We start from the raw sequence: 21,175 nt of genomic DNA on the forward strand, positions 1-21,175 counted from the left end.
CAACCTTAGTGAGAAAATGGCTGGCTCTGAGCAAAAATGGCTTCTAAGCGTGTTTCTTGTTGGCTATCAAAAAAGCGCACTTCATGCTCCAACTCGACGCCATACTTATCCTTCACGGCTAATTTGATAAACCAAGCCAATTCCAAGATATCCGTGGCGGTTGCTTCACCTACATTAACAATAACCAGCGCTTGTTGAGGGTGAACTTGTGCCCCTCCAATTTGATGTCCTTTCAATCCACAGCGGTCAATCAACCAACCAGCCGCAATTTTGACACCATCCGTCACCGGATAACCTGTTAATTCTGGATACAAAGCTTGTAATGTCTGAAAGCTTTCTGAGGAGATAATAGGGTTTTTGAAAAAACTGCCCGCGTTGCCAGTGACTTGAGGGTCCGGTAATTTTGTACCTCGAATATCACAAACTAAATCAAAGACTTCACGTGGGGTCGTCAATAAATCTTTATCCGCTTTTAGTGGGCCATAGGTTAAAGTAGGAGCCCAAGTGGTTGGAAGCTTCAACCCCACTTCAACAATCATCACACGACCTAATAATTCATGCTTAAAAATAGAATCACGATAATCAAAACGACACTCTTCTGCGGATAATCTTACTCGTTTAAAAGTCGTTAAATCCACATAGTCGACATAACTACAAACATCTTTAAATTCAACGCCATAGGCACCAATATTTTGTATAGGGGCACTGCCTGCACAGCCGGGAATCATGGCCAGGTTTTCCAATCCAGATAAGCCTTGCTCTAAAGACCATTCAACCAAACTTGGCCAATCTTCACCACCGGAGACGGTTAACAAAATGCCATCTTCTTCCACAGTAATGGATTTCCCCAATAGCTGATTGATGATCACAACACCATGAAAGGGTTCCGTAAACAACACATTACTGCCCTTTCCTAAGATCAATTTAGGTAATGATTCCCACTCGGGGTTACGATAAACCGCCATAATATCTTCTATCGTTGTCGCTTCAACTAAGACATCACACGGCATATCAATACCAAAGGTATGGAATGGTTTTAGATTTACGTTGTTATTTACATTCATAGATTTCATTACCTAAACTTGTGTCGTAATATTCTACCTTATACACCCAATAAACACAGTCTCTGTATGATTGAAGTTAACTTTCAGCAACTTGACCCTATGAAGTTGCCTCTTATTAAGCCGATATATAAGCACTTCTACCCTTCGGCTAAACCCAAAAAGTCAGAAGTCATTGTTGTGGGTTATGTGCAGCAACAAATTATTTCCGTGGTACGCTTTCGCCCTATCGAACACTATTCTTTATTAACGGGGCTTTTGGTTATTCCAGAGTATCGTCAGCAAGGTATTGCCCATCAATTGCTCAATTTTTGCCACAAAGATCATGTGAATTCAGATACCTTCTGCTTTGCTTATGATCATCTTGAATGCCTGTATCAATCTTGCGGTTTTATCACCATCACTCCTGAAACCTTGCCTCCTTCATTGCAGCAGCTATTCCAACGTTACACGGCAAACGGTAAAAAACTGTTACCAATGCAATATAAAGCAACAGTTCTGACATAACTTCGCTGCGATATATAGGAATATTTATCCGTTATTTGATAAAATGTCGTCTCTTAGACATTAGCAGCATGTAAGGTTTATTAAATATGATAGCTAGTAAGAATTTACTGGAACAGCTACCTACCATAGCGCAAGATCCAACAAAATTTGAAGTGCTCTTCTCTGCACACCAATTTCGTGATCGGCTTTTGTCTAAAATAAAACAAGCAAAATCTCGCATTTACCTAGTCGCTTTATATTTAGAAAATGATGAAGCCGGTAGAGAAGTCCTCACTGAATTATACGAAGCTAAGCAGCGCAATCCACAACTAGACATTACTGTTTGTGTCGATTGGCACCGCGCACAACGAGGATTAATTGGCGCACAACACAGTGAAGGAAATGCGGCGTTATATAAAGAGTTTGCACAAAAATACCAACACCCTATCTCTATTTTAGGGGTACCGGTACGTGGTAAAGAAGTGTTTGGTGTTTTACACCTTAAAGGTTTTATTATTGATGATACTGTGATTTACAGCGGTGCTAGCCTCAACAATATTTATTTACACCAGAATGATAAATATCGATTTGATCGCTACCATGTAATGACAAACCCAACGCTCGCCAATACCATGGTGCAATATATCCAACACTATATTAGCAATAACAGTGCCGTAAACTGTTTATCTCAACCAGAGCGACCAAGCACTAAATCATTAAAAACAGCGATTAAACAATTCCGAACCTCTCTCACTCAATCGCATTATCAATTTACACCAGAAACACGTTCTGACGATGAAGTGGGAATCACTCCTTTGGTTGGTGTCGGTAAGCGTCGCAATAAACTGAACTTGCACATCAATAATCTTATTGCCTGTGCCGAAAAAGAGATTACCATTCTAACGCCTTACTTTAACTTCCCTAAAAGCATTGCAAAAGAAGTCAAACGCGCCATTCGACGAGGTGTTAAAGTCACGATTATTGTTGGTGATAAGACCGCAAATGACTTCTATATTCCGCCAGAAGAAGAATTCAAAACCATTGCAGGGTTACCTTATCTATACGAAATCAACCTGCGTCATTTCGCTCGTATCAATGAAGCACATATTGCCAGTCGCCAACTTTCTATTCATTTATGGAAACACGACAACAATAGTTTTCATTTAAAAGGTATGTGGGTCGATAAAGAATACATGTTATTGACGGGTAATAACCTTAACCCACGAGCTTGGAAGCTTGACTTAGAAAATGGACTCTTGATCCAAGACCCTGCACAAAAACTAACTGCACAGTTTGAGCTTGAGTTATCTTCAATCTTAGAACACACCACTCTGATTGGAAGCTTTAAACAGTTAGATACCATCGACAGTTACCCTGAAGAAGTCCAAAAGCTTATTCGCAAGATAAAAAGAGTTAAAGTTGATCGTATTTTAAAACAGATTTTATAATCGCGATCACGATGAATAATCCCACTGAAGCCTAACCTATCCCGTTAGGCTTTTTTATCCTTCACGCCCTTGAACCACATTTAGCTATCCAATAACAACCAACCTCACAAAGCTATTTCAGCATTATCCAGCTCCTAACCTATTCACCAAAGCTAAAGTCGATAAAATAAGTATGAAAATAACCAATCACACCAATTGGAGAGTCAGACATTACGTAGGAAAAAGGCTTGAGAACAAGGCTGAAATTTTCAATAAATAGAGGCTCTATAATCAACGTTTTTATAAACAAAAGTATAAAGTCGTTATCAAGCCTTTTAACCAACAAGGAGGCGCAGTTATTTTGTACCCTTGGTATAAAACTACCAGAATATTATCGAAAAGGTGTGTCATGCATGGAATCGTTTCTTGGAGAGCACCGGCAGGGTAACAAAAATATGCACTAGAAACGGGAGTAATCTAGACAATTAATTTTTTAGGTTAGCATAAACGAAAAAATCCTGACTCTTTCGAATCAGGATTTTAAAATAAGTGGCGGAGTGGACGGGACTCGAACCCGCGACCCCCGGCGTGACAGGCCGGTATTCTAACCAACTGAACTACCACTCCGCAGTGTCTATTCAGTATTTCAAACTTTTGCCTTTAGATTTTTCTAAAATCTAAAAACGGAAAGTAAGCCTGGCGATGTCCTACTCTCACATGGGGAGACCCCACACTACCATCGGCGCTACTTCGTTTCACTTCTGAGTTCGGCATGGAATCAGGTGGGTCCAAAGCGCTATGGTCGCCAAGCAAATTCTTTTGTTAAAACATCATTTATGATGCTTTAACTTAATTCGGAAAGCTGCTTTGTTATCTCTAACTCGTTCTCACACTCATTCAAGCATGTCTTATATCTATTAAGTCCATCAAAACCCTTTAGGTGTTGTATGGTTAAGCCTCACGGGCAATTAGTATTGGTTAGCTCAACGCCTCGCAGCGCTTACACACCCAACCTATCAACGTTCTAGTCTCGAACAACCCTTTAGGACACTTAAAGTGCCAGGGAAGACTCATCTCAGGGCTCGCTTCGTGCTTAGATGCTTTCAGCACTTATCGATTCCGAACTTAGCTACCGGGCAATGCCATTGGCATGACAACCCGAACACCAGAGGTTCGTCCACTCCGGTCCTCTCGTACTAGGAGCAGCCCCCTTCAATCTTCCAACGCCCACGGCAGATAGGGACCGAACTGTCTCACGACGTTCTAAACCCAGCTCGCGTACCACTTTAAATGGCGAACAGCCATACCCTTGGGACCGACTTCAGCCCCAGGATGTGATGAGCCGACATCGAGGTGCCAAACACCGCCGTCGATATGAACTCTTGGGCGGTATCAGCCTGTTATCCCCGGAGTACCTTTTATCCGTTGAGCGATGGCCCTTCCATTCAGAACCACCGGATCACTATGACCTGCTTTCGCACCTGCTCGAATTGTCATTCTCGCAGTCAAGCGGGCTTATGCCATTGCACTAACCACACGATGTCCAACCGTGTTTAGCCCACCTTCGTGCTCCTCCGTTACTCTTTGGGAGGAGACCGCCCCAGTCAAACTACCCACCAGGCACTGTCCTCACCCCAGATAATGGGGCTAAGTTAGAACATCAACACTACAAGGGTGGTATTTCAAGGTTGACTCCACATCCACTGGCGTGAATGCTTCAAAGTCTCCCACCTATCCTACACATGTAGGGTCAATGTTCAGTGCCAAGCTGTAGTAAAGGTTCACGGGGTCTTTCCGTCTAGCCGCGGGTACACTGCATCTTCACAGCGATTTCAATTTCACTGAGTCTCGGGTGGAGACAGCGTGGCCATCATTACGCCATTCGTGCAGGTCGGAACTTACCCGACAAGGAATTTCGCTACCTTAGGACCGTTATAGTTACGGCCGCCGTTTACCGGGGCTTCGATCAAGAGCTTCTCCGAAGATAACCCCATCAATTAACCTTCCGGCACCGGGCAGGCGTCACACCGTATACGTCATCTTACGATTTTGCACAGTGCTGTGTTTTTAATAAACAGTTGCAGCCACCTGGTATCTGCGACTCCCGGCAGCTTAGAGAGCAAGTCTCATCACCGCTAGGAGCGTACCTTCTCCCGAAGTTACGGTACCATTTTGCCTAGTTCCTTCACCCGAGTTCTCTCAAGCGCCTTGGTATTCTCTACCCGACCACCTGTGTCGGTTTGGGGTACGATTTCTTACAAACTGAAGCTTAGAGGCTTTTCCTGGAAGCATGGCATCAATGACTTCACTACCGTAGTAGCTCGACGTCGTGTCTCGGCCTTAAGATTTCCCGGATTTACCTAAGAAATCAGCCTACGCACTTGAACCTGGACAACCATCGCCAGGCCCACCTAGCCTTCTCCGTCCCCCCATCGCATTTGTAAGAAGTACGGGAATATTAACCCGTTTCCCATCGACTACGCTTTTCAGCCTCGCCTTAGGGGTCGACTTACCCTGCCCCGATTAACGTTGGACAGGAACCCTTGGTCTTCCGGCGAGGGAGTTTTTCACTCCCTTTATCGTTACTCATGTCAGCATTCGCACTTCTGATACCTCCAGCAAACTTCTCAGTTCACCTTCAACGGCTTACAGAACGCTCCCCTACCCAGCACAGTAAACTGTACTGCCGCAGCTTCGGTGTATAGCTTAGCCCCGTTACATCTTCCGCGCAGGCCGACTCGACCAGTGAGCTATTACGCTTTCTTTAAATGATGGCTGCTTCTAAGCCAACATCCTGGCTGTCTGAGCCTTCCCACATCGTTTCCCACTTAGCTATACTTTGGGACCTTAGCTGGCGGTCTGGGTTGTTTCCCTCTCCACGACGGACGTTAGCACCCGCCGTGTGTCTCCCGGATAGTACTTACTGGTATTCGGAGTTTGCAAAGGGTTGGTAAGTCGGGATGACCCCCTAGCCTTAACAGTGCTCTACCCCCAGTAGTATTCGTCCGAGGCGCTACCTAAATAGCTTTCGGGGAGAACCAGCTATCTCCAGGTTTGATTGGCCTTTCACCCCTAGCCACAAGTCATCCGCTAATTTTTCAACATTAGTCGGTTCGGTCCTCCAATTGATGTTACTCAATCTTCAACCTGCCCATGGCTAGATCACCTGGTTTCGGGTCTATACCTAGCAACTCGACGCCCAGTTAAGACTCGGTTTCCCTACGGCTCCCCTATACGGTTAACCTTGCTACTAAATATAAGTCGCTGACCCATTATACAAAAGGTACGCAGTCACACCACGAAGGTGCTCCTACTGCTTGTACGTACACGGTTTCAGGTTCTATTTCACTCCCCTCACAGGGGTTCTTTTCGCCTTTCCCTCACGGTACTGGTTCACTATCGGTCAGTCAGGAGTATTTAGCCTTGGAGGATGGTCCCCCCATATTCAGACAGGATAACACGTGTCCCGCCTTACTCGATTTCACTGATTATGATGTGTCGGTTACGGGGCTATCACCCTGTATCGCCAAGCTTTCCAGCTTGTTCACCTGCATCATTAAAAGCTTAAGGGCTAATCCAATTTCGCTCGCCGCTACTTTCGGAATCTCGGTTGATTTCTCTTCCTTCGGGTACTTAGATGTTTCAGTTCCCCGAGTTCGCCTCATTAACCTATGTATTCAGTTAATGATAGTTGCTTATGCAACTGGGTTTCCCCATTCGGAAATCGTAGACTCAAGTGGCTTTTACTGCCTAATCTACGCTTATCGCAAGTTAATACGTCCTTCATCGCCTCTGACTGCCTAGGCATCCACCGTGTACGCTTATTCACTTAACCATACAACCCAAAAGGGTCTTATGTATGTTCAACTAAATAAGGTTTTAGTTTGTTGATATTTAAGAGGGTAATCTTAAATATCGTTGCCGGACTCAATAGATGTTTTTGCCTACTTTTATGAAAAAGTAGATAAAAACTAGAATACAAGACACTTGAATGTGTGTTGTGTGTTTATCTTTAAGATAAACATTGAGAACTTTTATTTGATAACAACATAAAGTCGTTATCAGTCAGCTTTCCAAATTGTTAAAGAGCAAAGAGTTTCTTACGAAACCATTTTTAAAAGCATTCGTAAATGCGCTTAAAGATGGTGGAGCTATGCGGGATCGAACCGCAGACCTCCTGCGTGCAAGGCAGGCGCTCTCCCAGCTGAGCTATAGCCCCATCGAAATCATGTTGACCAATCTTTTAGGAAAGATTGGTGGGTCTGAGTGGACTTGAACCACCGACCTCCCGCTTATCAGGCGAGCGCTCTAACCAGCTGAGCTACAGACCCAACATGAAACTCTTTTCTATATAAACCTAATCAATCTGTGTGGGTACTCATCAAAAATAATCTTCGTATAAGGAGGTGATCCAGCCCCAGGTTCCCCTAGGGCTACCTTGTTACGACTTCACCCCAGTCATGAACCACAAAGTGGTAAGCGTCCTCCCGAAGGTTAAACTACCTACTTCTTTTGCAGCCCACTCCCATGGTGTGACGGGCGGTGTGTACAAGGCCCGGGAACGTATTCACCGTGGCATTCTGATCCACGATTACTAGCGATTCCGACTTCATGGAGTCGAGTTGCAGACTCCAATCCGGACTACGACGCACTTTTTGGGATTCGCTTACTTTCGCAAGTTCGCTGCCCTCTGTATGCGCCATTGTAGCACGTGTGTAGCCCTACTCGTAAGGGCCATGATGACTTGACGTCGTCCCCACCTTCCTCCGGTTTATCACCGGCAGTCTCCCTGGAGTTCCCGACATTACTCGCTGGCAAACAAGGATAAGGGTTGCGCTCGTTGCGGGACTTAACCCAACATTTCACAACACGAGCTGACGACAGCCATGCAGCACCTGTCTCAGAGCTCCCGAAGGCACACCTGTATCTCTACTGGCTTCTCTGGATGTCAAGAGTAGGTAAGGTTCTTCGCGTTGCATCGAATTAAACCACATGCTCCACCGCTTGTGCGGGCCCCCGTCAATTCATTTGAGTTTTAATCTTGCGACCGTACTCCCCAGGCGGTCTACTTAACGCGTTAGCTCCGAAAGCCACGGCTCAAGGCCACAACCTCCAAGTAGACATCGTTTACGGCGTGGACTACCAGGGTATCTAATCCTGTTTGCTCCCCACGCTTTCGCATCTGAGTGTCAGTATCTGTCCAGGGGGCCGCCTTCGCCACTGGTATTCCTTCAGATCTCTACGCATTTCACCGCTACACCTGAAATTCTACCCCCCTCTACAGTACTCTAGTTTGCCAGTTTCAAATGACCTTCCGAGGTTGAGCCCCGGGCTTTCACATCTGACTTAACAAACCACCTGCATGCGCTTTACGCCCAGTAATTCCGATTAACGCTCGCACCCTCCGTATTACCGCGGCTGCTGGCACGGAGTTAGCCGGTGCTTCTTCTGTTGCTAACGTCAAGCAACGCAGTTATTAACTACGAAACCTTCCTCACAACTGAAAGTACTTTACAACCCGAAGGCCTTCTTCATACACGCGGCATGGCTGCATCAGGCTTTCGCCCATTGTGCAATATTCCCCACTGCTGCCTCCCGTAGGAGTCTGGGCCGTGTCTCAGTCCCAGTGTGGCTGATCATCCTCTCAGACCAGCTAGGGATCGTTGCCTTGGTGAGCCATTACCTCACCAACTAGCTAATCCCACATAGGCGTATCCAATAGCGCAAGGCCCGAAGGTCCCCTGCTTTGCTCCGAAGAGGTTATGCGGTATTAGCCATCGTTTCCAATGGTTATCCCCCTCTACTGGGCAACTTCCTATGCATTACTCACCCGTCCGCCGCTCGTCAGCGAAATAGCAAGCTATTTCCTGTTACCGCTCGACTTGCATGTGTTAGGCCTGCCGCCAGCGTTCAATCTGAGCCATGATCAAACTCTTCAATTAAAGTTTTTGTGGTCTTGCGACCGGCTCAACGAATACTGACTTCAAAACTATTCTTCTTAAAAAAGAAGAAGTAACTTTAAAGCTATTATCTATCCAACAGATAGATAATGAATTGACTGTGCCGCTATTATTTATTTCCACTTTAAAAAGTGAAATCAAACCAGCTCAAGGCTGACTCTTTTAATAGCCGTTTGGTCACTCAGTTCATTGATAAATCTTTTTGATTATCATCAACGAGTGCCCACACAGATTGATAGGTTTAAATTGTTAAAGAGCGTTGTTCTTATCGATAATGCTTAGCGCATCTCGTTGAACAGGGCGGCCATTTTAGCGATTTAAAAGCTCGTGTCAAACACTTTTTTAAAACTTTTATTTCTTTCACTTTCGAAAGTGAAATCAAACTAGCCGAAGCTGTTTTCGCTAACCTTTTTGAGAAGGTTTTGACCTCTAACCCGTGCTGCAGCTTGGCTGCGTGCTCCGTGTCAGTGAGGGCGCATTATAGAGAGCTGATGAATATTGGCAAGCCCTTTTTCCGACTTTTTTTGTTTTTTTTGATCATTTGGTTACTTTTGCGCCAAGAGAGGGTGTTTTCACTAGTTTCGAACTTATATTTCGTCATAATCAGTCTAAATAAGGAGTAAAAATGAACAATATTCGTCGCTATAAAGGCATTAGTCCACAATTAGGTCATCAGGTTTACATTGATGAATCTTCCGTTCTCGTTGGTGATATAAAAATTGGTGATGATTCTAGTATTTGGCCTCTCGTTGCGGCTCGTGGAGATGTTAATCATATTCACATCGGCGAGCGAACGAATATTCAAGATGGTAGTGTCTTACATGTGACTCATAAAAATGCAGATCATCCCGAAGGGTTTCCATTGCTCATTGGTCACGATGTGACGGTTGGCCATAAAGTCATGTTACATGGCTGCACGATTCATGACCGAGTCTTGGTTGGGATGGGAGCTATTGTTTTAGATGGTGCTGTCATTGAGTCGGATGTAATGATTGGTGCTGGTAGCTTGGTTCCGCCCAATAAACGTTTAGAAAGTGGCTATCTTTATATTGGGAGCCCTGTAAAACAAGCCCGTCCTTTAACTGAGACTGAAAAAGCCTTTTTATTAAAGTCTGCAAATAATTATGTCGACAATAAAAATGACTATCTTCACCAAGTCAGCTAGTCATTGTCTTCTTTATATTTATAACCTAAATCTTCTTTTAGCCTAAGTCTATTTCACCGCTTGGGCTAAAGGCTTCGTCTTCAATGGCCTGCTCGGCTAATTCTTCTAAATCAAATTGCACACGCTGAAAAGCTTCCAACGCCTGCTTTTCAGAAGATAGCGTTTGATGGTCTAATTGCGATAATAAAGATAAAGAAGCGCTGCAAGCGATCAGCTGTCCAGATTGCTGGGCAAAAAAGACCACACATTGACGTGAATCATCCCAGTGTTTTTGATCGGTAAACAAAATATTTTGATTCATGCTTTAACTCTCTAAGTTTTTTCTCAGTTCTCGCAATACCTGACGAAGACTCGGACGTAACCCTCGCCACAACATAAAACTTTCCGCCGCTTGTCCGACTAACATACCTAAACCATCATAAGCATGTACGACACCATTTTCTTTGGCCCACTGAGTAAATAAGGTTTTATCGCCACCATAACTCATATCGTAACTTATCGTTTGAGGAGAAAATATACTCGCACTGATATCCGGTAATCCGCCAGTTAGTCCGGCAGATGTAGAATTAATCACAATATCAAATGAGCCCTCAATGCTGTCCATGGCTTGTGCGCTCACCGGACCATAAGGCAAAAATCCCTCCACCAGCGCTTGTGCTTTAGTTAGTGTACGATTGGCTATCACTAATTGCTGAGGCTGCTGATCCAATAGTGGCTTAATCACCCCCCGTGCTGCCCCACCCGCACCAAGTAACAAGATACGACTACCTTGAATAGGAGCCTGATTTAACAGTAGGTCTTGAACTAAACCTTCGCCATCAGTGTTATCTCCAATAATCTGCCCGTCATCTAACTTCTTAAGCGTATTTACCGCCTGAGCCAATTGTGCTCTTTCAGTTAAGCGGTCAGCAAATTGATAAGCATCCAATTTAAAAGGGGCGGTGACATTACAGCCTTTTCCCCCTTCAGCAAAAAAGCGTTGCGCAGAAAGCGTAAACTCATCCAGCGGCGCTTCAATAATACCGTATTGCATCGCTTGATTAGTTTGACGAGCGAATAAGGTATGAATAAAAGGAGACTTACTGTGTGAGATTGGGTTTCCAAATACTACATATTGATCAAGATTGTTCATATTGTTGGCCTTTCCTTGCCCGATTAGCGTCATACTTACCAGTCGCGAGGCTGTAAATAATGTTGATACAAGTTCGCTTCTGCTGATTCATGGTGAGGAGAATAATCATATTCCCAGCGCGCTAAAGGTGGCATCGACATTAAAATCGACTCGGTACGCCCGCCACTTTGTAGACCAAATAAAGTACCTCGGTCATACACGAGATTAAATTCAACATAGCGGCCACGACGGTACAACTGGAATTGTCGCTCACGTTCCCCATAAGCGTGATCACGACGCTTTTGCACAATAGGTAAATAAGCTTGAGTGAAGCCTTCGCCAACCGCTTTAAGGTAATCAAAGCACACCGCAAAGTCCCATTGATTCAAATCATCAAAGAATAAACCACCCACGCCTCGAGTTTCATTGCGGTGTGGCAAGAAGAAATATCGGTCACACCACGCTTTATGTTGTGCATAAACCGACTCGCCAAAAGGTGCACAAATGGATTTCGCGGTATCATGCCAGTGCTGGCAATCTTCCTCAAAAGGATAAAATGGGGTTAAGTCAAAACCCCCACCAAACCACCAAATCGGATCGTGCCCTTCTTTTTCAGCAATAAAGAAACGAACATTAGCATGCGAAGTGGGAATATAAGGATTGTGTGGATGCAAAACTAAAGAGACGCCCATCGCTTCAAAACGACGACCCGCTAATTCAGGACGATGGGCCGTGGCTGAAGCGGGCATTTTATCCCCAAACACATGAGAAAAATTCACGCCACCTTGTTCAAAAATCTCACCTTGGCGGATCACGCGACTCCGGCCACCACCACCTTGCTCTCTCTGCCAGGCATCTTCAATAAATTGACCGCCATCTACTGCCTCTAATTGCTCACAAATAGAATCTTGTAGCGACATCAGAAACGCTTTTACTGCGTCTTTATCCACTTGTTGATTTTGAGTCGTCATCCCGGAGGTTATCCTTGTCTTAATACTGCGCCCGTTTTGGCGTCACGAATTTCAGTAGGCTGGGTTCGCCCCCCTACTTGGCCTTGTAAAATAGCCACTAATTTATCACCCAACTGTTGCTCAACTTCTTGCGTAGTTCGGCAAGGTTCTAATCCGGTCAAATTAGCACTGGTCGAGGTGAGCGGCTTACCCAATGCCAGACACAGTTGTTGAACTAATGGATGGTCGGTCACACGTACCGCAATCGAATCAAATTGACCGGTAAGATGAGAAGACACTTGTGGCTTTACTGGCATCACCCAAGTCACAGGTCCTGGCCAAGTATGGTGTACCGCCTCTAATTGCGCTGCCGTTAATTGGCTTTCATCAATATAAGGGAGAATTTGCTCATAATTAGCGGCGATTAATATCAGCCCTTTTTCAATCGGTCGTTGCTTCAAGGTCAACAGTTTTTCAATGGCAGATTGATTATCAGGATCACAACCAACGCCAAATACTCCTTCGGTAGGATAAGCAATCACCTCACCTTGTTGTAGCGCTTGTAGCACCGATTCAAAATTATTCACGTTTTCTCTTCCCTGTATTACTTTGTCATAGATCAATACGGTCAGTGTATAAAACCTCACGCCCGATGACTAAACGTTTTTTTTATGTAACAACAGGAATTTATACTGACATCGAAAAACAACCTGACGCAAACGTTTTCCTTGGATGTTTTTCTCAGTATAATGCGGGCAATATCGTGAATATCACTAGTTCATTACAACTAGTCCACCAATAACTGATTCGTTAAGGAGTGATCGATGACTGTTGGAATCATCATGGGTTCAAAATCTGATTGGCCAACTATGAAACTGGCTGCTGAAATGCTTGACCGTTTTAATGTGCCATACGAGACCAAAGTGGTTTCAGCTCACCGAACACCACATCTTTTAGCTGAATATGCTGAAAGTGCCAAACAACGAGGCATTAAAGTCATTATTGCAGGAGCCGGTGGCGCAGCCCATTTACCCGGTATGACCGCGGCCTATACCAGCTTGCCAGTATTAGGGGTTCCAGTGCAATCTCGCGCTTTATCAGGTGTTGATTCTCTTTACTCCATTGTACAAATGCCTAAAGGGATTGCGGTAGGAACATTAGCGATTGGTGAAGCAGGAGCCGCTAACGCCGGTATTCTTGCCGCACAAATCATTGGTACATTTGATGAGACCGTCATGGCGAAAGTTGAAGCCTTCCGTAAAGAACAAACGGATACCGTCCTAGCCAATCCCAACCCAGCAGAGGATTAAGATTGATGGCCAAGCAACAAGTATTAGTGCTCGGTGCCGGTCAATTGGCACGAATGATGTCTTTAGCCGGAGCACCGTTGAATATCAATATTTCTGCCTTTGATGTAGGCAGTGAGCAAATTGTTCATCCCCTTACAGGTAACGTCATTGGTCATGGTTTAAATAATGCCATTGCCGCCGCCGATGTCATTACCGCAGAGTTTGAACATATTCCCCATTCCATTCTGGATATCTGTGAACAAAGCGGCAAATTTTTACCCACCACTCAAGCTATTAAAGCTGGCGGTGATCGCCGCATTGAAAAACAACTGTTAGATGATGCCAATGTTGCTAACGCTAAGTATGCCATTATCAATACTCGCGATGACTTTAATCAGGCGATTCAAACCGTAGGTATTCCAATGGTGCTCAAAACCGCACTGGGTGGATATGATGGAAAAGGACAGTGGCGTTTAACCGAACCACAACAGGCCGATTCTATCTGGAATAAAATTAGCGCAAGTTTAGAAGTTAACCCACAGCAAGCTATTGTTGCTGAACAATTTGTCAGTTTTCAACGTGAAGTCTCACTCGTCGGCGCTCGCAATGCGAAAGGAGAACTGGCCATTTATCCGCTCGCAGAAAATGTTCATGTCAATGGCGTCTTAAGCCTCTCTGTTGCTATTGATGAGCCAGAACTGCAAGCTCAAGCTGAGCAGATGTTTACCGCGGTAGCAGAGCAACTCAATTATGTGGGATTGTTAGCCATTGAATTCTTTGATGTTCAAGGTCAGCTATTAGTGAATGAAATCGCCCCTCGTGTGCATAACTCCGGCCACTGGACTCAACAAGGTGCTGAAGTCTGCCAGTTTGAAAACCATTTACGTGCGGTGTGTCATTTACCTTTAGGTTGTACTAAAACCATTCGTCCTACCGCCATGGTCAATATTTTAGGGCAAGATAGCTTACCAGACGCCGTGATGAACATGCCGCAATGTCATGTCCATTGGTACGGTAAAGAAAAACGTCCAGGACGCAAAATGGGACACATTAATGTGTGCGCTCATAGTCGTGAGGAGTTAACACTCAATCTACGCCAATTAGCAAGCGTACTCGATCCGGCCGCTTTTCCAGAATTGCAGCACCATATAGAACAATTATAGCGCTGTAACATATTCTAGAATCGGCGACCTAATCTGGGGTCGACCACGAGCTCGGGTATAAGAAAGAATACGACAAATAAAAAAACCGCCGAACATGATGTGAGCCCATCCTGTTCAGCGGTTTTTATTATCGATACGTTTTTTAATCAAATTAAGATAGCGATGACTCTTTTGCATCCCCGCTTTGAGTATGCTGACATTTTCTATCGGCACACAACACTTTACGGCCACTGGATAAATGCTTTTCCACCAAGAGCGGATACCCACATTGTTCGCATTGCCCTTCCAATGGCGGCAAATTAATAGAGAATTTACATTTAGGGTAAGCATCACAAGCATAGAAACTTTTACCAAATCGAGATTGGCGCTCAATCAAATGACCTGAAGCGCATTCCGGACAAGCTACAGAGGTTAAGTTATCTTGTTTAGGTGACGCGGTCGGTGATTCAAGATGGTGGCACTCAGGAAAGCGACTGCAACCAATAAACATCCCAAATCGCCCTTGGCGTAATACCAACTCACCTTGTGATGTCTCGCCACATTCCGGGCAGGCAACTCCGAGCGCTTTAATGATATGACCATCATTTTGATGAAGTGGTTTAATGTAGTCACATTGTGGATAGCGATGACAGCCTAAAAAAGGCCCACGCTTGCCATGACGCAATTGCAGCTCACCATGATGTTCAACGCCACATTTGGGGCAGGCTTCATGTTGCAAAGCCTGCTCATGGGCAGAAAATAAAGTCTGGTCAATTTTGTTGTTCATAACACCGGTTCACACATCAGGCTTCAATTTAGCCATCACACTTAATGCACAATGCCTTGCTCAGTAGAATACAGCAGCTCTTCCATCTGGGTATAAGCACTTTCATTACCAGGTACATTAAACAACACCATCAAGATAACCCATTTAAGATCATCTAAAATGAATTCATTGGTTTCTAAACCCATCACACGATCGATGACCATTTCACGCGTTTCTGCGGTCAACACCTGAACTTGTTCAAGGAATAATAAAAAGCCACGACAGGTAACGTCTAAACGTAGCATTTCTTCTTGAGTAAAAATTCGAGTAGAAGTCGCTGAGCCGGTTGCCATATCAAGGCGATCACCACCTTGTTGTAAAGCGGCTAAACCTTCTAACCAATGCAAAGCTTTATAAATTTCTTGTTGATGAAAACCCGCTCGCAGCAATTCATCTTCAAGCTCATCTTGATCGATCATGAGGTCTGCATCGCTATGGATATAGGTTTCAAACAGGTACATAAGGATGTCCATCATAGCTTTACCCTCCACGGCAACACTTTACTTTGGTTTACTCCCATGATTGAGAATATACCCACCTGGCACAGAACTAACATAACCGGCTAATTCCAGCTCTAATATTTGCATCATAACTTCATGTACCGGTATATGGGTACGTTCCGCTAAAATATCAACGGGGGTTGGTTCATTTCCTACGTTAGCGAACAGTTGTGGAAATGGCAATGATTGACTGTGATTTTCTACAGGAGGCGGTGATGCCTCTGGTATTAAGTTTAGCTGACTTTGTGAAGACCTAGGAAGAGAAAAGGGGCGAGTCAGTGAGGGATTTAATTCATCAATAATATCTTGTGGGCTTAACGCTAAATACGCTCCTTGCTGCAATAATCGATTACTACCTGCAAACCCAGCTTGATAAATTGAACCTGGCAAAGCAAAAACATCGCGATTTTGTTCAATGGCGTAACGGGCCGTGATCAGAGAACCGCTGCGCTCTGCCGCCTCTACTACTAACACACCTTGAGATAAGCCACTGATAATACGATTGCGCCGAGGGAAATGTTCCGCACGTGGTTTGGTATCGGGCCTCAGTTCCGACACTAACGCCCCCCCTTGTTGCACAATACGTTCCGCTAACCCTTTATGGCGAGCAGGGTAAATTTGCTCAACCCCTGAACCTAAGACCGCCACCGTTGTTCCTTGCGCCAATAAAGCGCCATCATGAGCATGACCATCAATCCCTAACGCCAAACCACTGGTAATAGTGAGGCCTTGTTCTGCTAATTGATAGGCAAACTCCTTGGCCGCTTTTAATCCTTCCAAGCTGGCATGGCGGCTACCGACGATTGCCACTTGTTGACGATGTAAAACAGAAGCATCACCTTTAACAAAAAGCACCGGAGGGTGAGAAGACATTTGATTGAGTAAATAAGGATAGTCATCTTCTAATGGCGACACAATATGATGCCAATCAGACTCAGCTTGCCATTGTAAACATTGCTCTACTTCAGGGTGCGACGGCTGTTGAAGATAACGGATTTGCGCGGCTTTTAATCCCAAATGCTGTAATTGTTGGCTGGAATAACGCACGATATTTTCTGCAGAATCGACACTGATTAAACGCGCGAGCCCAACCCCACCGAGCTGAGGAGTAAAGCTTAATGTTAACCAAGCGGTTAATTGTGCTTCCGTCATCCGGCAGTATCACCTTGTCGTGGTGGGGCCATCGGTGAAATCGCTAATGAATCTACTCGAATCGGCTCTAAACTTTGCGTAATTAACGCTAAGCTAAACTTGGCATAAGGTCGAATAACCACCATTTGACCAATCGCCACAGGAGGCAACGCCGCAGATTGAAAGCCATTTACGCCTAACGGTTTTTTATAATGGTACTCACCTTTCTCGCCATAAACTTCTGCACCAGGTTTCGCCAAATTAAAACTACTGCCTTGAATTACCCCATCATCTAAACCACGATCAATGATCACCACTTGATTGACCGCCATAAAATTCAAGCTTTCCATTGAGCCTTTAATATTGGCGACTAATCCGGCAGGAGCTGGAGTCGGTTGAAAGACTGTAGACAAAGTGAGTGTCTCTTGATTGATGGGTAATGCAATATCATTTTGCTGCACTTCTTGGTACTGCTTAACCACTTGCAAGGCGCTGACGTTCTCATTGGATTCTTTTAATTGCGTGCGCGCCACTAAACGCAAGGAATAAGCACTAGCCTGCACATCATCGCCACTGCGCTGATATTTTTCGACCAGTCGATAAATCGCCCAATCATGATGACTGACTTGGCCATCAATATAAATGCGCTCATTGGCACTTAAAAACTTCCGACCTTCACTCGTGCCTAGCACTCTTAACGCTTGCTGTGTCTGTTGTTCAGCTAACAGGTGATCTGAACGTAAGTAAGGTAATAACAAGCCATCATCCAATGTTGAGATGGCCTCTTTCGCCATTTTACGCACATGAGGGCTCACTTTTTTCATTGGCTTTAAACTCAGCAACGGTTGCCCATTTTGCCAAGTTAATATCAGCTTATCGCCAGGGTAAATTAAATGAGGGTTTGTAATATTGGCATTCACTTGCCATAAGCGCGGCCATAACCATGGACTGTCCAAAAATAAGGCCGAAATATCCCACAAGGTATCGCCTTTTTTTACAACGTAAGTGTTTGGTGCGCCCTCTTTTAATGCCAGAGGTGAGGTAGAAGATGTCGCCGCGACAACCGCGCAACTTCCTCCTAAAAAGAGCAAGAAATAAAAAAAAGATTGTGTAATTTTGCGCATGACCTTAGATTCCTTGGTCGACATTTTGTCCCTTAATGTGATCCGATGCTGTCATTTGGTCATTAAAATGTCTAGAATTGAGGCAATAAGGTTTAAGCTGTTTCGGCACAGTTCAATATTTAGAGTGTATATGTCTGTATTAAATGTATTAACGTTCCCAGATGATCGTCTACGCACGGTCGCCCAACCTATCACTGAGTTTACTCCTGAACTCCAAACTCTGATCGATGACATGTTTGATACCATGTACGACGAAGAAGGGATTGGTTTAGCGGCCACTCAAGTAGATGTTCATAAACAACTGATTGTGATCGATATTTCAGAAAATCGCGATGAACGATTAGTGTTAATTAACCCTGAAATCATTGAAAAACATGGTGAAGATGGTATCGAAGAAGGCTGTTTATCTGTTCCTGGAGCGCGTGCGTTAGTGCCTCGAGCTTCTGCTATTACAGTCAAAGCCTTGGATCGCAATGGCCAAGAGTTCACCTTAGAAGCGGATGACTTATTAGCTATCTGTATTCAACATGAATGTGACCACTTACTTGGTAAGTTATTTGTCGATTACCTTTCTCCATTAAAACGTAAGCGTATCAAGGATAAACTTGAAAAAATTAAACGCTTTAATGAGAAAAACCAATAATTACGCCATCACCCAATTAATGAGGTTACCTTGAGCCAGTCTTTACGTATTGTCTTCGCAGGTACTCCAGATTTCGCCGCCCGTCACTTGGCGGCGTTACTTTCTGCGCAACAACATTCTCAATATCACATTGTCGCGGCTTATACTCAGCCCGACCGCCCAGCCGGTCGCGGTAAAAAGCTCACGGCAAGTCCAGTTAAACAACTGGCACAAGAACACGATATCCCGGTTTATCAACCCGAAAACTTCAAATCAGAAGAAGCCAAACAACAACTGAAAGCATTAGATGCCGATTTAATGATCGTTGTCGCTTACGGTTTACTGCTGCCGCAAGCGGTATTAGATACCCCGCGCTTAGGCTGTATTAATGTTCACGGCTCCATTTTACCGCGTTGGCGTGGTGCTGCACCGATCCAACGAGCTATCTGGGCGGGTGATGCCGAAACGGGCGTAACCATCATGCAAATGGATATTGGCCTTGATACTGGTGATATGTTGAAAATTGCCACCCTGCCTATCGCCAATACTGACACCAGTGCTTCCATGTATGAAAAACTGGCACAACTTGGCCCACAAGCCTTATTAGAATGCGTAGCCGACATTCAACAAGGTCAGGCTTTGCCACAAAAGCAAAATGATGATTATGCTAACTATGCGAAAAAACTCAGCAAAGAAGAAGCAAAAATCAATTGGCACGATGAAGCAGAGCACATTGAACGTTGCGTACGCGCTTTCAATCCTTGGCCAATGAGCTTCTTTAGTGTCGAGGACAATAACATCAAAGTTTGGCAATCTCGCGTTGACTCCCAAACCACTCAAGCCCCAGCAGGGCAAATTATCCGTGCCGATAAAACTGGAATTTATGTGGCTACAGGCAAAGGGGTACTGGTATTAGAGCAACTGCAAATTCCAGGCAAAAAAGCCTTACCAGTTCAAGATATACTCAATGCTCGTAGCCAATGGTTTACTGTCGGAAACCACTTAGCTTAACCATCAAGGCGCAGCAATGTGCCTTATTTGCTTTTATTACCCATGTAATCGATCTCGATTATAGACAAGAGAAAACACCATGAACGTTCGCGCCGCTGCAGCCAAAGTCTTATTTGAAGTTGTTGATCAAGGCTACTCACTTTCAGCCGCTCTTCCTACTGCGCAGCAAACCATTCGCCCAAGAGACCACGCGTTATTACAAGAAATTTGCTACGGCGCACTACGCTATTTACCGCGCTTAGAATCGATCGTTAATGAGCTCATGGATAAGCCCTTAAAAGGCAAACAGCGTGTTTTCCACCACCTTATTTTGGTTGGAATTTATCAATTAAGCTTTATGCGTATTCCAGCTCATGCGGCGGTAGGAGAAACCGTTGAAGGTACTCAAGCCCTAAAAGGCCCAAGACTTCGCGGTCTGATTAATGCGGTATTGCGTAACTATCAACGCAATCAAGAACAATTAGATGCTCAAGCGCTCAGCCATAATGCGGGCAAATATGTCCACCCAAGCTGGTTATTGAAACTGTTACAACAAGCCTACCCAAGCCAGTGGGAAAGCATTATTGAGGCCAACAACAGTAAAGCTCCAATGTGGTTGCGAGTCAATCGTCAACATCATCACCGTGATGCGTATTTGGCCTTGCTTGAGCAAGCGGGTATTGACGCGGAAATTCACCCGCAAGCACCAGATGCCCTGCGTTTATTATCACCTTGTGATGTGATGACCCTACCTGGTTTTGAGCAAGGTTGGGTTTCCGTACAAGATGCAGCCGCGCAATTATCGGTTGATTATCTACAACCCCAAGACGGTGAGCTTATCTTGGATTGCTGTGCCGCCCCTGGTGGTAAAACGGCGCACATTTTAGAGCACACGCAAGAGACTCAAGTGGTTGCCATCGACTGTGACGAATCTCGACTAAAACGCGTTCATGAAAACCTAGAGCGCCTAAATCTACAAGCTCAAGTGATTTGTGGTGATGCTCGTTACCCACAAGATTGGTGGAATGGCGAAAAATTTGACCGCATTTTATTAGATGCGCCTTGTTCTGCGACTGGGGTAATTCGACGTCATCCAGATATTAAGTGGCTACGCCGTGCAAATGACATTGACGCTTTAGCTGAATTACAAAGTGAAATCTTAGATGCCATGTGGGCTCAATTAAAACCACAAGGTACTTTGGTTTATGCAACCTGCTCGATTACGCCACAAGAAAACGTGGAACAAGTCCGCGCCTTCTTAAAACGCACGGATAATGTGGAATTAATTGGCTCACAGGAGGATAATCCTGGACGTCAAATCCTGCCAGGCGAAGAAAACATGGATGGTTTCTATTATGCGGTGTTACGTAAAACGGCATAAGAGTCAGGAT

The 21,175-nt window shown here is 44.7% G+C and carries 17 protein-coding genes, 3 tRNA genes and 3 rRNA genes; 8 read left to right on the plus strand and 15 right to left on the minus strand.

Going from position 1 to position 21,175, the window contains the following annotated elements; genetic code table 11:
- Positions 1-5: 5 nt before the first annotated feature.
- On the minus strand, positions 6-1,064 hold the full coding sequence (murB, locus tag VCA1004_RS11035) for a UDP-N-acetylmuramate dehydrogenase (RefSeq protein ID WP_086981801.1): 1,059 nt from the start codon (positions 1,062-1,064) through the stop codon (positions 6-8).
- A 66-nt stretch (positions 1,065-1,130) separates the two neighbouring features.
- On the opposite strand from murB, the gene VCA1004_RS11040 reads away from it, so the two are divergent.
- Together VCA1004_RS11040 and pssA are read left to right on the plus strand one after the other, a co-directional pair.
- Entirely contained in the window at positions 1,131-1,568 is a 438-nt protein-coding gene (locus VCA1004_RS11040) for a GNAT family N-acetyltransferase (protein WP_086981802.1), read from the plus strand.
- Between the two features lie 86 nt (positions 1,569-1,654).
- Positions 1,655-2,995 carry a CDP-diacylglycerol--serine O-phosphatidyltransferase gene (gene pssA / locus VCA1004_RS11045; RefSeq protein WP_086981803.1) on the plus strand — a complete coding sequence of 447 codons (1,341 nt, stop codon included), beginning with the start codon at positions 1,655-1,657 and terminating at the stop codon, positions 2,993-2,995.
- Positions 2,996-3,524: 529 nt separating this feature from the next.
- On the opposite strand, the gene VCA1004_RS11050 is transcribed toward pssA, so the two are convergent.
- The 6 genes from VCA1004_RS11050 to VCA1004_RS11075 all read right to left on the minus strand — a co-directional run bounded on the left by VCA1004_RS11050 (position 3,525) and on the right by VCA1004_RS11075 (position 8,916).
- A tRNA-Asp gene (locus VCA1004_RS11050) sits at positions 3,525-3,601 on the minus strand.
- Between the two features lie 67 nt (positions 3,602-3,668).
- Positions 3,669-3,784: ribosomal RNA gene (gene rrf / locus VCA1004_RS11055) — 5S ribosomal RNA — on the minus strand.
- Between the two features lie 137 nt (positions 3,785-3,921).
- Positions 3,922-6,809, minus strand: a 23S ribosomal RNA gene (locus tag VCA1004_RS11060).
- Positions 6,810-7,117: 308 nt separating this feature from the next.
- Positions 7,118-7,193: transfer RNA gene (locus tag VCA1004_RS11065), tRNA-Ala, on the minus strand.
- A gap of 35 nt (positions 7,194-7,228) precedes the next feature.
- Positions 7,229-7,305: transfer RNA gene (locus tag VCA1004_RS11070), tRNA-Ile, on the minus strand.
- 68 nt (positions 7,306-7,373) lie between these two features.
- Positions 7,374-8,916, minus strand: a 16S ribosomal RNA gene (locus tag VCA1004_RS11075).
- Together the 16S, 23S and 5S rRNA genes with 3 tRNA genes alongside form the textbook arrangement of a ribosomal RNA operon.
- Positions 8,917-9,559: 643 nt before the next feature.
- Here VCA1004_RS11075 and VCA1004_RS11080 point away from each other — a divergent pair.
- Complete coding sequence (locus tag VCA1004_RS11080) at positions 9,560-10,099, plus strand: gamma carbonic anhydrase family protein (protein ID WP_086981804.1); 540 nt, start codon at positions 9,560-9,562, stop codon at positions 10,097-10,099.
- A 37-nt stretch (positions 10,100-10,136) separates the two neighbouring features.
- On the opposite strand, the gene VCA1004_RS11085 is transcribed toward VCA1004_RS11080, so the two are convergent.
- From VCA1004_RS11085 to VCA1004_RS11100, 4 genes are read right to left on the minus strand one after another with little or no spacing between them, the layout of a single operon-like run.
- On the minus strand, positions 10,137-10,400 hold the full coding sequence (locus VCA1004_RS11085) for a DUF1488 family protein (RefSeq protein ID WP_086981805.1): 264 nt from the start codon (positions 10,398-10,400) through the stop codon (positions 10,137-10,139).
- Positions 10,401-10,403: 3 nt separating this feature from the next.
- Positions 10,404-11,231, minus strand: a complete 828-nt coding sequence (gene aroE / locus VCA1004_RS11090; protein ID WP_086981806.1) for a shikimate dehydrogenase — start codon at positions 11,229-11,231, stop codon at positions 10,404-10,406.
- 35 nt (positions 11,232-11,266) lie between these two features.
- The gene (gene hemF / locus VCA1004_RS11095; RefSeq protein WP_086981807.1) at positions 11,267-12,181 is read right to left on the minus strand and encodes an oxygen-dependent coproporphyrinogen oxidase; all 915 of its coding nucleotides are present in this window, start codon (positions 12,179-12,181) and stop codon (positions 11,267-11,269) included.
- 8 nt (positions 12,182-12,189) lie between these two features.
- A complete protein-coding gene (locus tag VCA1004_RS11100; RefSeq protein WP_086981808.1) occupies positions 12,190-12,747 on the minus strand; it encodes a Sua5/YciO/YrdC/YwlC family protein in 558 nt (185 codons plus the stop codon).
- Between the two features lie 237 nt (positions 12,748-12,984).
- On the opposite strand from VCA1004_RS11100, the gene purE reads away from it, so the two are divergent.
- Both purE and VCA1004_RS11110 read left to right on the plus strand, forming a co-directional pair.
- On the plus strand, positions 12,985-13,470 hold the full coding sequence (purE, locus tag VCA1004_RS11105; RefSeq protein ID WP_086981809.1) for a 5-(carboxyamino)imidazole ribonucleotide mutase: 486 nt from the start codon (positions 12,985-12,987) through the stop codon (positions 13,468-13,470).
- 5 nt (positions 13,471-13,475) lie between these two features.
- The gene (locus VCA1004_RS11110) at positions 13,476-14,612 is read left to right on the plus strand and encodes a 5-(carboxyamino)imidazole ribonucleotide synthase (protein WP_086981810.1); all 1,137 of its coding nucleotides are present in this window, start codon (positions 13,476-13,478) and stop codon (positions 14,610-14,612) included.
- Between the two features lie 151 nt (positions 14,613-14,763).
- On the opposite strand, the gene VCA1004_RS11115 is transcribed toward VCA1004_RS11110, so the two are convergent.
- The 4 genes from VCA1004_RS11115 to VCA1004_RS11130 are packed head-to-tail and all read right to left on the minus strand — an operon-like array spanning position 14,764 to position 18,172.
- A complete protein-coding gene (locus tag VCA1004_RS11115) occupies positions 14,764-15,378 on the minus strand; it encodes a DNA topoisomerase family protein (protein ID WP_086981811.1) in 615 nt (204 codons plus the stop codon).
- A 41-nt stretch (positions 15,379-15,419) separates the two neighbouring features.
- Positions 15,420-15,893 carry a DUF494 family protein gene (locus VCA1004_RS11120; RefSeq protein WP_086981812.1) on the minus strand — a complete coding sequence of 158 codons (474 nt, stop codon included), beginning with the start codon at positions 15,891-15,893 and terminating at the stop codon, positions 15,420-15,422.
- A 24-nt stretch (positions 15,894-15,917) separates the two neighbouring features.
- Positions 15,918-17,069, minus strand: a complete 1,152-nt coding sequence (dprA, locus tag VCA1004_RS11125; protein WP_086981813.1) for a DNA-processing protein DprA — start codon at positions 17,067-17,069, stop codon at positions 15,918-15,920.
- Positions 17,066-18,172: a LysM peptidoglycan-binding domain-containing protein gene (locus tag VCA1004_RS11130; protein ID WP_086981814.1), complete on the minus strand. Its 1,107-nt coding sequence runs from the start codon at positions 18,170-18,172 to the stop codon at positions 17,066-17,068. The genes dprA and VCA1004_RS11130 overlap by 4 nt, the downstream gene beginning before the upstream one ends.
- 130 nt (positions 18,173-18,302) lie before the next feature.
- Here VCA1004_RS11130 and def point away from each other — a divergent pair, with 130 nt between their 5' ends.
- The 3 genes from def to rsmB all read left to right on the plus strand — a co-directional run bounded on the left by def (position 18,303) and on the right by rsmB (position 21,165).
- Positions 18,303-18,815: a peptide deformylase gene (gene def, locus VCA1004_RS11135; protein ID WP_232012601.1), complete on the plus strand. Its 513-nt coding sequence runs from the start codon at positions 18,303-18,305 to the stop codon at positions 18,813-18,815.
- A gap of 30 nt (positions 18,816-18,845) precedes the next feature.
- Entirely contained in the window at positions 18,846-19,805 is a 960-nt protein-coding gene (gene fmt, locus VCA1004_RS11140; protein ID WP_086981815.1) for a methionyl-tRNA formyltransferase, read from the plus strand.
- Between the two features lie 79 nt (positions 19,806-19,884).
- Positions 19,885-21,165, plus strand: a complete 1,281-nt coding sequence (gene rsmB, locus VCA1004_RS11145) for a 16S rRNA (cytosine(967)-C(5))-methyltransferase RsmB (RefSeq protein WP_086981816.1) — start codon at positions 19,885-19,887, stop codon at positions 21,163-21,165.
- Positions 21,166-21,175: the final 10 nt, after the last annotated feature.

The organism is Vibrio aphrogenes (assembly GCF_002157735.2).
In the GTDB taxonomy this organism is placed as follows: Bacteria; Pseudomonadota; Gammaproteobacteria; order Enterobacterales; family Vibrionaceae; genus Vibrio; species Vibrio aphrogenes.